Origin of the sequence: Pseudarthrobacter sp., assembly GCF_036675385.1 — a bacterium.
Taxonomy (GTDB): Bacteria; Actinomycetota; Actinomycetes; order Actinomycetales; family Micrococcaceae; genus Arthrobacter.
In genome coordinates this window covers 1-12,843 of the sequence record NZ_JAKFFD010000023.1, presented here as the reverse complement: position 1 = coordinate 12,843, position 12,843 = coordinate 1, and the positions used below count along the sequence as shown (strand labels likewise).

Below are 12,843 nucleotides of genomic sequence, written 5' to 3'. Positions count from 1 at the left end.
TCAGATTCAATCCGTGAACCTGGAGCATCCAGCGTCTCGCCGCTCAGCGCTGATGCCTTCAGGACTCCCTACCGGGATCCCATCTGGGACGGCCCCACAGATCCCGTCCTGGTGCCCGACCACCTGACCGGCGACTGGGTGCTCTTCTACACGCAGCGACGGCCCACGGAAACCGGGCTGACCGGCGTCGAGTGGGTCCACGGCACGGCAATCGGAGTGGCCCGCTCGTCCGACGGCGGACTCAACTGGCAGTATCAGGGCACGCTGGACGGACTGGTCCCGCCAGGAACTGAACTGCCCGCCACACTCTGGGCGCCCGACGTCGTCCGAATCGGTGATCAGTGGATCATGTACCTCACAGTCCTCGGCGGAGTCCGGACTGACTGGACCGGCAACGCCTCGATCGTCCAATTGACCAGCCCGGACCTGGTCACGTGGGAGTTCCTCGGTTCCATCGAATTGGAGTCTCCGCGGGTCATCGACGCGGCAGTGGCCCTTTGCGGAGACGGTCTGCACCGGCTCTGGTACAAGGATGAATCCCGGGGATCAAACACGTACAGTGCGGCAAGCAGGACCCCGGCAGATCCGTCGTCGTGGGTTCTTGAAGGCCTGACCATCGCCGGGCGACCGCACGAAGGACCCAAAGTCTTCAAGCTCGACGGGCAGTTCTGGATGATCGTGGACGAATGGCGTGGCCAGGCGATCTACCGGTCCGAGGACGCCTCAGGCGGCTGGACGCGGCAGGAGAATTCTGACGGGCTCATCCTGACGGCTCCTGAAACGGCCGACGGCGGTCCAGTAGTAGGACGGCACGCGGACGTAGTGCCGCTGGAGGCCACGGCAGACGGCAAGGAACGTGCGCTCATCGTGTACTTCACCCATCCGCACTGGAACGGCGAGGATATCGACGGCATGACAGCGGACCCCAAGAGCCACCTCAGCCACATTCGGGCCGCAGTGCTGGAAGTGCAGGACGGCACCTTGCTCTGCTCCCACAGCTGACGCCGGAGCATCCGAAGCCAGGGCTGAGAACAGGGTATCGGGGCCGGCACGACAAAGGGCCGAACTGCGGAACTATAAGCCAGCTGCTGCTGACACCGGTCCGATGTTCGGCCCTTAGCCGGGCTCGCGCCGGGCGTCGGCAATGGGCGCCGCCCGGGCATCTCTATTTGAGTTCAGGCTGGTTATCAGGCCCGCCGCGGCGAACCGAGCTCCACAGGGTCTTCATCAGTGAGATAAGCAAGTTCCGAGTGCGCGGCGATGTCGATACCGCGCATTTCGTCCTCAGGCTTGATCCGCAGGCCGACAACGCGGTCGAGGATCTTGGCCAGGATCCACGTGATGCCGAACGAGTACGCCAGGACCGTGACTGTGGCCAGCGCCTGGACACCCAGCAATTCAACGCCGCCGCCATAGAACAGACCGTTGACGGCGTTCGGGGCAGCGTCGGTGGCAAACAGGCCGATCAACAGTGTGCCGATGATGCCGCCCACGAGGTGAACGCCCACAACGTCGAGCGAATCGTCGTAGCCCAGGCGGAACTTCAGTTCGATGGCGAGGGAGCAGACGGCACCGGCGATGGCGCCGATGGCCAGTGCACCCAGCGGGCTGACCGCGCCGCAAGCAGGCGTAATGGCAACCAGGGCCGAGATCAGGCCGGATGCCGCTCCCATGCTGGTGGCTGCGCCGTGGCGGAGGCGCTCAACCAGCGCCCAGGCGAGGAGGCCGGCCGAGGCTGCCACCGCGGTGTTCAGGAATACGACGGAGGCGGACTGCCCGGCCGAGAGTGCGGAGCCTGCGTTGAAGCCAAACCAGCCAACCCAGAGCAGTCCGGCACCAACGAGCACCAGCGGTCTGCTGTGCGGCTTGGTGTGTTCCATCTTGGGCCAGCCGGAGCTCTTTCCGAGTACGAGGGCCAGTGCAAGCGCCGCGGCGCCGGCGTTCATGTGCACGGCGGTTCCACCGGCGAAGTCGATTGCCTTGATGCCGCTCGCGATCCAGCCGCCAGTGACGCTGCCATCGGCAGAGGAGAACGCGAACACCCAGTGTGCGATGGGGAAGTACACGATCGTTGCCCAGATTCCGGCGAACAGCATCCAGGCGCCGAACTTCATACGTCCGGCTGCCGCTCCCGCAACCAGGGCCGTAGTGACACAGGCGAAGAACAGCTGGAAGGCGGCGAAGAGAATCACCGGAATGGAGGCTTCCTCATCTGCGGCGAGCAGCTGTCCCATGCCGGGGAATTCCGTAATGTCCCCGATGAGCCCCAGGCCGCCTACCGAATTACCGAAGGCCATCGAGTATCCGAACAGAGCCCACAGCACTGCCACCAGGCTCGCGCCGCCAAAGCACATCATCATCATGTTGAGAATGCGACGAGACCCCACCATGCCCCCGTAAAACAGGGCCAGGGCAGGGATCATCATGCAGACCAGCGCTGAGCTGGCCAGAATCCAAGCGACATTTCCTGAATCCATGGAAAACCCCTTTCGTGATGCGAAGAGAGAACGGAAATTGCCCGTCAGAGCCGCTCCGGAGGAGGGACGCGGAGTCAGTCCACGTTTGTCGGAGGGCAGCTATTGCCGTCTGGTTCCAACTGTATGGCTGCAGTTCCGCGGTGGGTTTCTGGCCGGTTAAATCAACGTTTCAGTCACGGGCAAGCGAGTTTCACAGGTCACTCAAACGAACTTTGTATTCAGGAATTCCGGGACCACGTCCGAGCAGGAGTGAGTCGCCCGTTTCCATGGTGAATTCGCGTGCTGAGCGTGCGCTAGATAAGCCCCTGCGCGAGCATGGCGTCAGCCACCTTGACGAAGCCGCCGATGTTGGCGCCCAGCACGTAGTTGCCGGGGTCGCCGTACTCGTCCGCGGTTGAAGCGCAGCGGTGGTGGATGCCCACCATGATCTCGGTGAGCCGCTGTTCTGTGTGCTCGAAGGACCAGGAATCCCGGCTGGCGTTCTGCTGCATCTCAAGTGCCGACGTCGCCACGCCGCCTGCGTTCGCGGCCTTGCCCGGCCCGAACAGCACACCGGCGTCCTGGAACACCGAGACAGCCTCACGGGTGGAGGGCATGTTGGCGCCTTCGCCGATCGCGACGAGGCCGTTGCGGACCAACCGCGCGGCAGCATCGCCGTCGAGCTCGTTCTGCGTGGCGCAGGGCAGCGCCACCGTTGCGTCGACATCCCACACCGATCCGGCTTCCACATAGGAAACGCCGGGGCGGCGCACTGCGTAATCCTTGAGGCGTCCGCGTTCAACTTCCTTGACCTCGCGGAGGAGCGCGACGTCGATTCCCGCCTCATCCACGATGTAGCCGGAGGAGTCGGAACAGGCCACCACGCTGGCACCGAGCGTCTGCGCCTTGGCAATGGCGTTGATGGCCACGTTGCCGGAACCCGACACCACCACGCGCTGCCCGTCGAAGGAGGACCCACGGGTTTTCAGCATCTCCTGGGTGAAGATGACGGTGCCAAAGCCGGTGGCTTCAGGCCGTACCAGGGAGCCTCCCCAGGACATGCCTTTCCCGGTGAGGACGCCGGATTCGTAGCGGTTGGTGATGCGCTTGTACTGCCCGAAGAGGTAACCGATTTCACGGCCGCCGACGCCGATATCACCGGCCGGCACATCGGTGTACTCGCCGATGTGGCGGTAGAGCTCGGTCATGAACGACTGGCAGAACCGCATCACTTCGGCATCGCTGCGGCCGCGCGGGTCGAAGTCCGAGCCGCCCTTGCCGCCGCCGATGGGCATCCCGGTGAGGGCGTTCTTGAAGATCTGCTCGAAGCCCAGGAACTTCACAATGCCCAGGTAGACAGAGGGGTGGAAGCGCAGGCCGCCCTTGTAGGGACCAAGGGCGGAGCTGAATTCGACCCGGAAGCCACGGTTGATCTGCACACGGCCGGAATCGTCGGTCCACGGGACGCGGAAGATGATCTGGCGTTCGGGCTCGCAGAGCCGCTCCAGGATGGCGGCTTCGAGCAGCTCGGGGTGCCGGTCGTGGACGGGGCCAAGGCTTTCAAAGACCTCGGTCACTGCCTGGTGGAATTCAGCTTCACCTGGGTTCCGTGCCAGTACCGTATTCCGGATGGCCTCAAGCCGAGCGTCCACGCCGTCTCCTCTAGTTCAACAGATATTCCATGCAATGGTAGCAAAATTTCATTTTGCGGAATCCAATGCGGGGAATATCAGACGCTTCAACGGCTGACCGGCTGCCGGAGCCGGGGCCTCGCGGGTGTTTGGCCCAGCCTGTCGTTGAAGTCCTGGGCTTCCCGGTAGTAATCCAGCAGGCTCAGCCGGGAAGCGGCTCCCGGGTCCAGGATGACAACTGCCCGGCGGTGCAGCTGGAGCACCGACGCGGGGCAGTGGGCGCTGACCGGCCCTTCCACCATGGCCTGGACGGCGGCGGCCTTGTTCTCCCCCATCGCCACCAGCACTGCCAGTTTGGCTTCGCGGATGGTCCCGAGGCCCTGCGTCAGGCACAGCCGGGGAACATCGCCGTCGGAAAAGAACCGCGCGTTGTCAGCCCGCGTGGCCCCGGCGAGGGTCTTCACCCTCGTGCGGGAAGCCAGTGACGACGTCGGCTCGTTGAAGCCTATGTGGCCGTTGGCGCCGATGCCCAGGATCTGGATGTCCACACCCCCGCCGGCGGCGATGGCTGCGTCATAACGGTCAGCTTCGGCCACCAGGTCCGGCGCGTCCCCCTGAGGGGTAAAGAGCCGGTCCAGGGGCAGGTCCACCTGGTCGACGAACTCCCGCCGAATGGTGGAGTAGTACGACTGCCCGTGCTCCGGCGGCAGGCCCGCGTATTCGTCCAGCGTGAAGCCGGTGACCCGGCTGAAGCTGAGCTGCTCCTCGCGGTGCCGCCGGATGAGCTCCTGGTAGGTGGATCGCGGGGAGCCGCCGGTCGCCAGCCCCAGCACTGCCGGTCCTTGCCGGACCCGGGCTTCGATGATGTCCGCCGCGCGGGCTCCTACGTGATCGGCGGACTCACACAGAACTATCTGCACGGTCATTCCTTTCCTGCGTTTGTGGTGTGCCGGCGCGGTAGGCCTGCACGAGTTCAAGTTCTTCGGTGGTCACCAGCACGTCCGCCCGGTATCCCGCGGCGATGGCGCCGACCCGGGCGGCGCCCCGGTCGAGGCCCATCAGCCGCGCCGGAGTGGAGGATGCCGCGACGACGGCATCGGCCAGGGGAACGCCCCACTCAACGCAGCGGCGGACGTTCTCCAGCAGGTGGCTCGTCGCGCCGGCGATCGTCCCGGGACCGGCGATCGTCCCGGGACCGGCGTCGGCCGTTCCGGCCAGCCGCGCCACCCGGTCCTGGACCAGCACGTCCAGGCTGCCGAGAGTGTAGTGGCCGTCGGACATGCCCGCCGCCGCCATCGCATCCGTGATGAGCGCAATGGAGCGGGGTCCCACCAGCCCGAAGACCATACGGACGATCTCCGGGTCCAGGTGCACGCCGTCGGCAATCAGTTCCAGCACCATCTGCCCGGGCGACTGTTCGGCCGCCTGCAGCAGGACCGCGATGGGTCCGGGCGTGCGGTGGCCCAGCGGGGGCATCCGGTTGAACAGGTGCGTGGCCGACCACGGGCCGCCAACCCCACCGTTTGCGCCGCCAAGGACTTCCCGGGTGCGGGAAGCCGTAGCGGCGGTGTGGCCAAGGGAAGGCACGACGCCGTGATCCCGGCAGAGCTGCACCAGCTCGGCAAAGTGCGGGGTTTCGGGGGCAAGAGTCATTGACCGCACGGTCCCTTGTCCCGCCTCAAGCCACTGCTGCAGGAGCGCCGGGTCGCCGTCGATGATGGCTGCCGGGTCCTGGGCCCCGCACATGCTTGTGGTGATGAACGGCCCTTCCAGGTGCAGGCCGGCCAGGGTGCCGTCCTGCACCAGGTCCCGCAGCACCTCTATCTGTTCGAGCAGTACCTGCGACGGTGCCGAGACAAGGGAGGCGAGTACCGACGTCGTGCCCTGCGCTGCATGGTGGCCGGCAGCCAAGCGCGCGCCGTCCGCATCCGCGGAGAAAGTGTGCCCCACGGCGCCGTGGCAGTGCACGTCCACGAGTCCGGGCAGGATGAGCGGCACTTGCCGGAGGTCGGCGCCGAAACCTTCCGGCAGGTCCGACGCCGGGCCGCACCACACGATGTTCCCGCCGGCCATCACCACGGTGCCGTCGTCGATCACCGCAGCACCGGGGAGTCCGGTGACGAGGCGGCCCCGCAGCCCCACCCCGCCGCCTGCCGCGCTGCCCCGTGCCGACGAAGGCTCAGCTGGCATCGGCTTTGGCCATGGAGCCGTTCTCGTCGTTTTCATCTTCGCGGCCCATGGTGCGCAGGTTCCAGCGGCGGATCACAAAGCGGAACACCACGTAATACACGGCGGCGTAGCCCAGCCCGATGGGGATCAGCCACAGCGGATTCTGTGCGATGCCGAAGTTCAGGACGTAGTCGATCGCTCCTGCTGAGAATCCGAACCCGTGATGGATGCCGAGGAAGTTGACCAGCATCATGGACGTCCCGGTCAGGAAGGCATGGACGACGTACAGCGGCCAGGCCACGAACATGAAGGAGAATTCCAGCGGTTCGGTGATCCCGGTGAGGAAGGCCGTGAGGCCGGTGGAGAGCATGATGCCGCCCACGATCTTCTTCTGTGACGGCTTGGCTTCCTGCCAGATGGCCAGGGCGGCCGCGGGCAGGGCGAACATCATGATGGGGAAGAATCCGGTCATGAAGACGCCGGCGGTGGGGTCCCCGGCGAAGAACCGGTTCAGGTCGCCGTGGGCGCCGTCGTAGTCGCCGATGATGAACCAGACGATGGAGTTCAGGATGTGGTGCAGGCCCAGCGGAATGAGCAGCCGGTTGAGGACGCCGTAGACCCCGCTGCCCACCACGGTGTTGTCCGCCACGGTGTTACCCACGGCAGTCAGCCCGTTATTGAACAGCGGATACAGCAGCGCCATGGCCACGCCGATCACGATCGCGGCGAAGGACGTCAGGATGGGCACCAGGCGGCGGCCCGCGAAGAAGCCCAGCCAGTCCGGCAGGGTGGTGCGGTGGAAACGCTGCCACAGCAGCGCCGTCGTCAGGCCCATCACAATGCCGGCCAGCACGCCGTAATTGATGACGGGATCCTTGCCGCCCTCCGGAGCCGCTCCCAGCACCAGCGGGGCCATGACCTTGAAGACGTTGGTCAGGACCAGGTATCCGACGACGGCGGCAAGGGCCGTGGAACCGTCACCCTTTTTGGCGAAGCCGAAGGAGATGCCGACGGCGAAGAGCAGCGGCAGGTTCTCGAACAGGGCGCCGCCGGCGGCGCCGATGACCTGGGCGACGGTGGTCAGGGATTCGAACCTGCCCAGCAGGTCGTCTTGGCCCAGGCGCAAGAGCAGCGCCGCCGCGGGGAGGGCGGCGATGGGGAGCATAAGGCTGCGGCCGAAGCGCTGCATGTTCGCCAGCGCTTTTCCGCTGCCCTTGCCTTTGCCCGGGGCCGGGGCGGCCAGCGCGCCGGCCCCGGCGGAAGCTGATGGGTTTTCCGTGGTCATGATGTTCCTCGTCTCGAAGAGGGTGGTGCTTGTGCGGGGATGCTTGATTCAGTAGAGTCTAGCTAACTGGTTATAACCAGTGACAACCATCACTGTGAAGGGCGCCGGCCTCAGTTGTCAACCTCAGGCCGTAAAAAAGCATCCGGACCCGGCGTCATTCACAGCGAAACGAACTCAGGAGTGGAAATGTCCAAAGCAGAAATCATCCTCGCCGCCCTTGGCGGCGCCGAGAACGTCGAAGAAATCGAAGGGTGCATCACCCGCCTCCGCACCGAGGTGGTGGACTCCTCCCGCGTTGACGAGGCCGCCCTCAAGGCCGCGGGTGCCCACGGCGTCATGATGTCCGGCACGGTGGTCCAGGTGGTTGTGGGTCCGGAAGCCGAAAGCCTCGCCGAAGACATCCAGGACCTGATGTGAGCAGCCCTGAGGTGAGCACGCCGGACGTGAGCACGGAAGCACCGGCCGAGGTCATCAGCGTTGTCGCCCCGCTGCCGGGCCGGCTCATTCCCCTGGACGAGGTCCCGGACCCCGTGTTCGCCAAGGGGCTTGTGGGTGGCGGCGCCGCCGTAGTTCCCGACGACGACGCCGGCGTCCTCACCGCCGTCGCACCGCTGGACGGCCGGGTCATCAAGGTCATGCCGCACGCCTACATCGTCCAGCACGCGTCCGGGCCCGCCGTGCTGGTCCACGTCGGCATCGACACCGTCGGCCTGAAGGGCGAGGGCTTCACCGTGCTCGCGCAGAAGGGTGATCAGGTCCGCGCCGGCGACCCCATGATCACCGTGGACGTCACACTGGTCCGTTCAAAGGACCTGAGCATGTGCAGTCCCGTGGTGATCCTGGACAGCCCTGCGGATGCCATCGAACCTCCGGCCTCCGGTGGCCGTGTGGAAGCAGGCGGCCAGCTGTTCAAAATTCCCGGAAAATAGGAGACATGGATACGGCAGGGGAACTAAAACACGTCTGGGTCCGCCGGCAACTCCAGGACCTGGTGTCCAGCACGCTGCGGCCCGGGGACGCCCTGCTGGGTGAGCGGCAGCTGGAGGAGCAGTTCGGCGTCTCCCGCATCACGGTGCGCCGTGCCATTTCGGACCTGGTCCAGGACGGCGCATTGGTGCGGATCAAGGGGAAGGGCACATTCGTCTCCCACGGGCTGGTGCGTTCCACCCTGCACCTGGCCTCGTTCAACGAGGACATGCGGGCAGCCGGATTCGAACCCAGCACACGGGTCATCAACGCATCCGCGGCAGTGCCGCCGGCGGCGGCCGCCGATCACCTCGGGCTGGCGCCCGGGGAAACTGCCTTTCGCGTCCGCAGGCTGCGGCTCGCGAACGGCGCTCCCGTCAGTGTGGACGAATCGTGGCTGCCGCAAGCGCTGGTCCCCGGGCTGCTCTCGGAAGACCTGACGGGGTCCCTTTACCGGGCCCTCGGCGCCGCGGGGCACCCGGTGCAGCATGCGGAACAGACCGTCGAGGCCGCCGCCGCCCCTGCCGAGACCGCCGCGCTGCTGGACATCGAACCGGGGGCACCCGTCCTGCTCTTCCGGCGCCGTTCGTTCACCGGCCAGGAGGACCCCGGCACGCCCATCGAATACGCCGTCTCCACGTACCGCTCCGACCGGTACCAGGTATCCATGCGGCTGGGCGCGGGCTAAGCCAACACCGCTGCGTCGCACCAATGCCTCTGGCTCGGTGTCATCCCGCCCCTGATTCCCCAACTGAGTAGCGCAATCAGTCGTTTTGAGACTCCACAGTCGTTTTGAGCGCCCAAAATGGCACGTGACGCTACTCAGTTGGATGGGCAGGCACCTGACGTGAAAGCATACGGACCATGGCCCAGAAGATTGCGTACCAGGGTGAGCCCGGCGCCAACTCCAATATCGCGTGCATGCAGATGTTCCCCCAGCTGGAAAGCGTTCCCTGCGCCAGCTTCGAGGACGCCTTCGAGCTGGTCTCCAGCGGCGAGGCGGAACTGGCGATGATTCCGATTGAGAACTCGATCGCCGGCAGGGTGGCGGACATCCACATCCTCCTCCCCCAGTCGCACCTGCAGATCGTGGGCGAGTTCTTCCTGCCCATCCACTTTGACCTGCTGGGCATTCCGGGCAGCACCATCGAGGCGGCCACCGAGGTCCACAGCCACATCCACGCCCTGGGCCAGTGCCGCCGCCTGATCCGGGAGGCCGGACTGCGTCCTGTCATTGCCGGGGACACCGCCGGATCCGCCCGGGAGGTCCGCGAGTGGAACGACCCCACCAAGCTGTCCCTCGCTCCCCCGCTCGCGGCCGAGATCTATGGCCTTGAGGTGCTGGCGTCGCGGGTCGAGGACGACCCGTCCAACACCACCCGTTTTGTGGTCCTGGCGCGGGAAAAGCAACTGCCCACCCGCCAAGAGCTGCCCGGACCGGCGGTGACCAGCTTTGTGTTCCGCGTCAGGAACGTCCCGTCGGCGCTGTTCAAGGCACTGGGCGGGTTCGCCACGAACGGCGTGAACATGACCCGGCTGGAGAGCTACATGGTGGGGGACGAATTCGCCGCCACAATGTTTATGGTGGACGTCGAAGGCCATCCCGAGGACCTGCCGTTGCGCCTGGCCCTTGAGGAACTGGATTTCTTCACCACCGAAGTCCGCATCCTGGGCGTCTATCCCGCCGCCGAATTCCGGACCGCGCAGGCAGTCACTGCCTGACCGCTGGCCGCTGGAGGGGAGCGAAAAACGCGGCGAGTTCCGCCGTCGCGCCCACGGGCAGGACATTGGCCACGTACTGGTCCGGCCGCACCACCACCACCACGCCGCCGCGGTCCAGGCCCCGGAGCTCGAAGATGTCAGCGGCGGGATCGGTGGCGTAGACCTTCTCGTAGTCCGTCAGCTGGAACGGCCCCACTGACGGCTTGAACGCCGCCGGAACCGCACCGATATCAACGTTTGTGTGGTCCTGCTGGTAGATGACCTTCACATCGAACCACGCGTCCCGGTCAGCGCCCGACGGCGTTGCGGCCAGCGGTGATTCCGGCGAATTCGCGATCCACTCGGCGAAGCCGGAGACGGACGACGTCGACGCGTGCTGTCCCGCCGTCGGCTGTCCGGCATCCTGTTGTCCCGCCATCTGTCCCGCCGTCGGCTGTTCTGCGGACGACGCCGCCGCATCAGGTGCTGCCGCGTCGGCGAAGACATAGATGCGCCACCGGCCGTCCGCCGTCGCGTGGTGGCCGAGATGCATCGGGTTACCGTCGCACACCCGCACCACGGGCGCGGACTTGAACCGTTTGCCGATGGGGAAGCCGGCGGCCAGGTGCTGGTGCACCGGTTCTGCGGTAATCATGGACGGCGTGTACTGGGTCATGAAGCCCGCGGGGAACTCGGCGGTGCTGACGTAGAAGTCCTCAAGCTCGGAGGGGCTCGCAAACTCCTCCGGCTTCTTCGCCATCATGGTGGACCACTCTTTGTCGAAGTCGATCAGGTTCTTCGCCACCACCTGCCGCTCGGCCGAGTACGTGGCCAGCAGGCTTGCCGGGCTGCGGCCCTCGAGCACATGCCCGAGCTTCCAGCCGAGGTTGAAGCCGTCCTGCAGCGAGACGTTCATGCCCTGGCCGGCCTTGGCGCTGTGCGTGTGGCAGGCATCGCCGGTGATGAACACGCGGGGTGTGCGCGTCCCGCGCTGGTCCGGAAGGACGTCGTCGAACCTGTCCGTGAGGCGGTGGGCGACCTCATACACGCTGTGCCAGGCAACGTTGCGGACGTCCAGGGTGTAGGGGTGCAGGATAGTGTTCGCGTGGCTGATGATCTGCTCGATGGTGGTGCTGCGCACGGCCCCGTGGTCCTCCGGCGCGACGTCGCCGAGGTCAACGTACATGCGGAACAGGTGCCCGCCTTCGCGCGGGATCAGCAGGATGCTGCCGCCCGCACCGGACTGGATGGCGCATTTTGTGCGGATGTCGGGGAAGTCGGTGACGGCGAGAACGTCCATGACTCCCCACGCGTGATGGGCCTGGTCGCCGGCCATGGTGCAGCCGATCGATTCGCGGACCTTGCTGCGTGCGCCGTCCGCGCCGACGACGTACTTGGCCCGGACAACGCGGGTCTTGCCCTCGTCAGGTCCTGAAGTGTGGACGAGCCTCACGGCGACTGGGTAGTCGCCGTCGCCGATTTCGAGGCTGTGGAACTCATAGCCGTAGTCGGGCGACATCCGCGCTGGCGCGTTGGCCATGTACTCGGCGAAGTAGTCCAGCACGCGGGCCTGGTTGACGATCAGGTGCGGGAACTCGCTGATGCCCGTGGGGTCGTCCGTCGTGCGGGCGGCGCGGGCGATCAGGGAGTGGTCGGCGGGGTCCGGTTTCCAGAACGCCATTTCGGTGATGCGGTACGCCTCGGCGGTGATGCGCTCCGCGAACCCGAACGCCTGGAAGGTTTCGACGCTGCGGGCTTGGATACCGTCCGCCTGGCCGATCACGAGCCGCCCGGGGCGGCGCTCCACGATGCGCGTGGTGACGCCGGGGAACCGGGAGAGCTGGGCCGCGGTGAGCATGCCCGCAGGACCGGTGCCCACGATAAGCACGTCCACTTCGTCGGGAAGCTCGGCAGGCCGGTCCAGACCGACGCCGGATGCTGGCTGGACCCGCGGGTCCCCGGATACGTAACCGTGGTGGTGGAACTGCACGGGCTTTCCTCACTTCGTTGTGTGGCTGGCAGGCATCGAGTTCGATAATAGAACTCGATGTTCTATATATGAACCCCGCCTTGAAGTGGAAGTCTACGCGGCCGTGACGCAGGCCACAACCGGCCCGTTCGTCCATAAGCCCGGGTCACCGGCGTCCTACCCCATCGCCGGCGCTACCGAAGTTCCGGAACTGAACTGGCGGCGGGCCCACCGGGCGAGTTTCTTGCCCTTGCCCTTCCACCAGTTGTCCTCGTCCTTGTCGTGGTGCAGACGGAAGATGATCGCCACCATCACGAACATCGACATGCCAACGTCCATCCAGGACCAGGTCAGCGCGTCGATCAGTACACTCATGCCGGCGGCGATGATGGACGGAACGGCCAGCGTCCGGAAGACCGTGCTGGCCACGTAGCGCCGGTGCGACCTCGGTACGGACAGCGCCCGCACCAGGTCAAAGCACATGCACACCACCACGACGGCCTGACCGGCGGCAAGCAGGATCAGCCCGACACTAGACCCTGCGAACATAACGACTGAAGAACCAAACACGAGAAACCCCCAGAGGCTCGAACCCTGCGCTGTGAGACCCAGCTGCAGTTCCATTCAAGCCAGTAGGGGTGGTCCGGTCACGAGTAGTGGGTACTC

The 12,843-nt window shown here is 65.9% G+C and carries 12 protein-coding genes; 5 read left to right on the top strand and 7 right to left on the bottom strand.

Annotation, left to right across the window (positions count from 1 at the left end):
• Positions 1–9 precede the first annotated feature (9 nt).
• The gene (locus tag V6M49_RS02140; RefSeq protein ID WP_332759796.1) at positions 10–1,002 is read left to right on the top strand and encodes a glycoside hydrolase; all 993 of its coding nucleotides are present in this window, start codon (positions 10–12) and stop codon (positions 1,000–1,002) included.
• Positions 1,003–1,187: 185 nt separating this feature from the next.
• On the opposite strand, the gene V6M49_RS02135 is transcribed toward V6M49_RS02140, so the two are convergent.
• From V6M49_RS02135 to V6M49_RS02115, 5 genes are all read right to left on the bottom strand, one after another.
• A complete protein-coding gene (locus V6M49_RS02135) occupies positions 1,188–2,477 on the bottom strand; it encodes an ammonium transporter (protein WP_332759794.1) in 1,290 nt (429 codons plus the stop codon).
• 293 nt (positions 2,478–2,770) lie between these two features.
• Positions 2,771–4,108, bottom strand: a complete 1,338-nt coding sequence (gene gdhA / locus V6M49_RS02130; RefSeq protein ID WP_332759792.1) for an NADP-specific glutamate dehydrogenase — start codon at positions 4,106–4,108, stop codon at positions 2,771–2,773.
• Between the two features lie 86 nt (positions 4,109–4,194).
• On the bottom strand, positions 4,195–5,007 hold the full coding sequence (gene nagB, locus V6M49_RS02125; protein ID WP_332759791.1) for a glucosamine-6-phosphate deaminase: 813 nt from the start codon (positions 5,005–5,007) through the stop codon (positions 4,195–4,197).
• Entirely contained in the window at positions 4,988–6,277 is a 1,290-nt protein-coding gene (locus tag V6M49_RS02120; protein WP_332759789.1) for an N-acetylglucosamine-6-phosphate deacetylase, read from the bottom strand. Before V6M49_RS02120 ends, nagB begins: the two co-directional genes overlap by 20 nt.
• Positions 6,267–7,541, bottom strand: coding sequence for a PTS transporter subunit EIIC (locus V6M49_RS02115; RefSeq protein ID WP_332759788.1), 1,275 nt, complete (start codon positions 7,539–7,541; stop codon positions 6,267–6,269). Before V6M49_RS02115 ends, V6M49_RS02120 begins: the two co-directional genes overlap by 11 nt.
• A gap of 114 nt (positions 7,542–7,655) precedes the next feature.
• Between V6M49_RS02115 and V6M49_RS02110 the strand changes: the two genes are divergently transcribed.
• From V6M49_RS02110 to V6M49_RS02095, 4 genes are all read left to right on the top strand, one after another.
• Positions 7,656–7,958, top strand: coding sequence for a glucose PTS transporter subunit EIIB (locus tag V6M49_RS02110; protein WP_141138659.1), 303 nt, complete (start codon positions 7,656–7,658; stop codon positions 7,956–7,958).
• On the top strand, positions 7,955–8,470 hold the full coding sequence (locus V6M49_RS02105) for a PTS sugar transporter subunit IIA (protein ID WP_246848645.1): 516 nt from the start codon (positions 7,955–7,957) through the stop codon (positions 8,468–8,470). The genes V6M49_RS02110 and V6M49_RS02105 overlap by 4 nt, the downstream gene beginning before the upstream one ends.
• A gap of 5 nt (positions 8,471–8,475) precedes the next feature.
• Positions 8,476–9,195, top strand: a complete 720-nt coding sequence (locus V6M49_RS02100) for a GntR family transcriptional regulator (protein ID WP_332759786.1) — start codon at positions 8,476–8,478, stop codon at positions 9,193–9,195.
• Positions 9,196–9,371: 176 nt separating this feature from the next.
• On the top strand, positions 9,372–10,229 hold the full coding sequence (locus tag V6M49_RS02095) for a prephenate dehydratase (RefSeq protein ID WP_332759785.1): 858 nt from the start codon (positions 9,372–9,374) through the stop codon (positions 10,227–10,229).
• Here V6M49_RS02095 and V6M49_RS02090 read toward each other — a convergent pair.
• Positions 10,219–12,198 (bottom strand): FAD-binding monooxygenase, encoded by a 1,980-nt coding sequence (locus tag V6M49_RS02090; protein WP_332759784.1) that lies wholly within the window; start codon positions 12,196–12,198, stop codon positions 10,219–10,221. The two genes, V6M49_RS02095 and V6M49_RS02090, sit on opposite strands and share 11 nt — an antisense overlap.
• Before the next feature lie 156 nt (positions 12,199–12,354).
• Complete coding sequence (locus V6M49_RS02085; RefSeq protein ID WP_332759783.1) at positions 12,355–12,801, bottom strand: hypothetical protein; 447 nt, start codon at positions 12,799–12,801, stop codon at positions 12,355–12,357.
• Positions 12,802–12,843 lie beyond the last annotated feature (42 nt).

Bases quoted from the DNA above. Each gene is read 5' to 3' on its own strand.
- V6M49_RS02135 (WP_332759794.1), bottom strand. From the start codon at position 2,477: ATGGATTCAGGAAATGTCGCTTGGATTCTGGCCAGCTCAGCGCTGGTC.
- V6M49_RS02120 (WP_332759789.1), bottom strand. From the start codon at position 6,277: ATGCCAGCTGAGCCTTCGTCGGCACGGGGCAGCGCGGCAGGCGGCGGG.
- V6M49_RS02115 (WP_332759788.1), bottom strand. From the start codon at position 7,541: ATGACCACGGAAAACCCATCAGCTTCCGCCGGGGCCGGCGCGCTGGCC.
- V6M49_RS02100 (WP_332759786.1), top strand. From the start codon at position 8,476: ATGGATACGGCAGGGGAACTAAAACACGTCTGGGTCCGCCGGCAACTC.
- V6M49_RS02095 (WP_332759785.1), top strand. From the start codon at position 9,372: ATGGCCCAGAAGATTGCGTACCAGGGTGAGCCCGGCGCCAACTCCAAT.
- V6M49_RS02085 (WP_332759783.1), bottom strand. From the start codon at position 12,801: ATGGAACTGCAGCTGGGTCTCACAGCGCAGGGTTCGAGCCTCTGGGGG.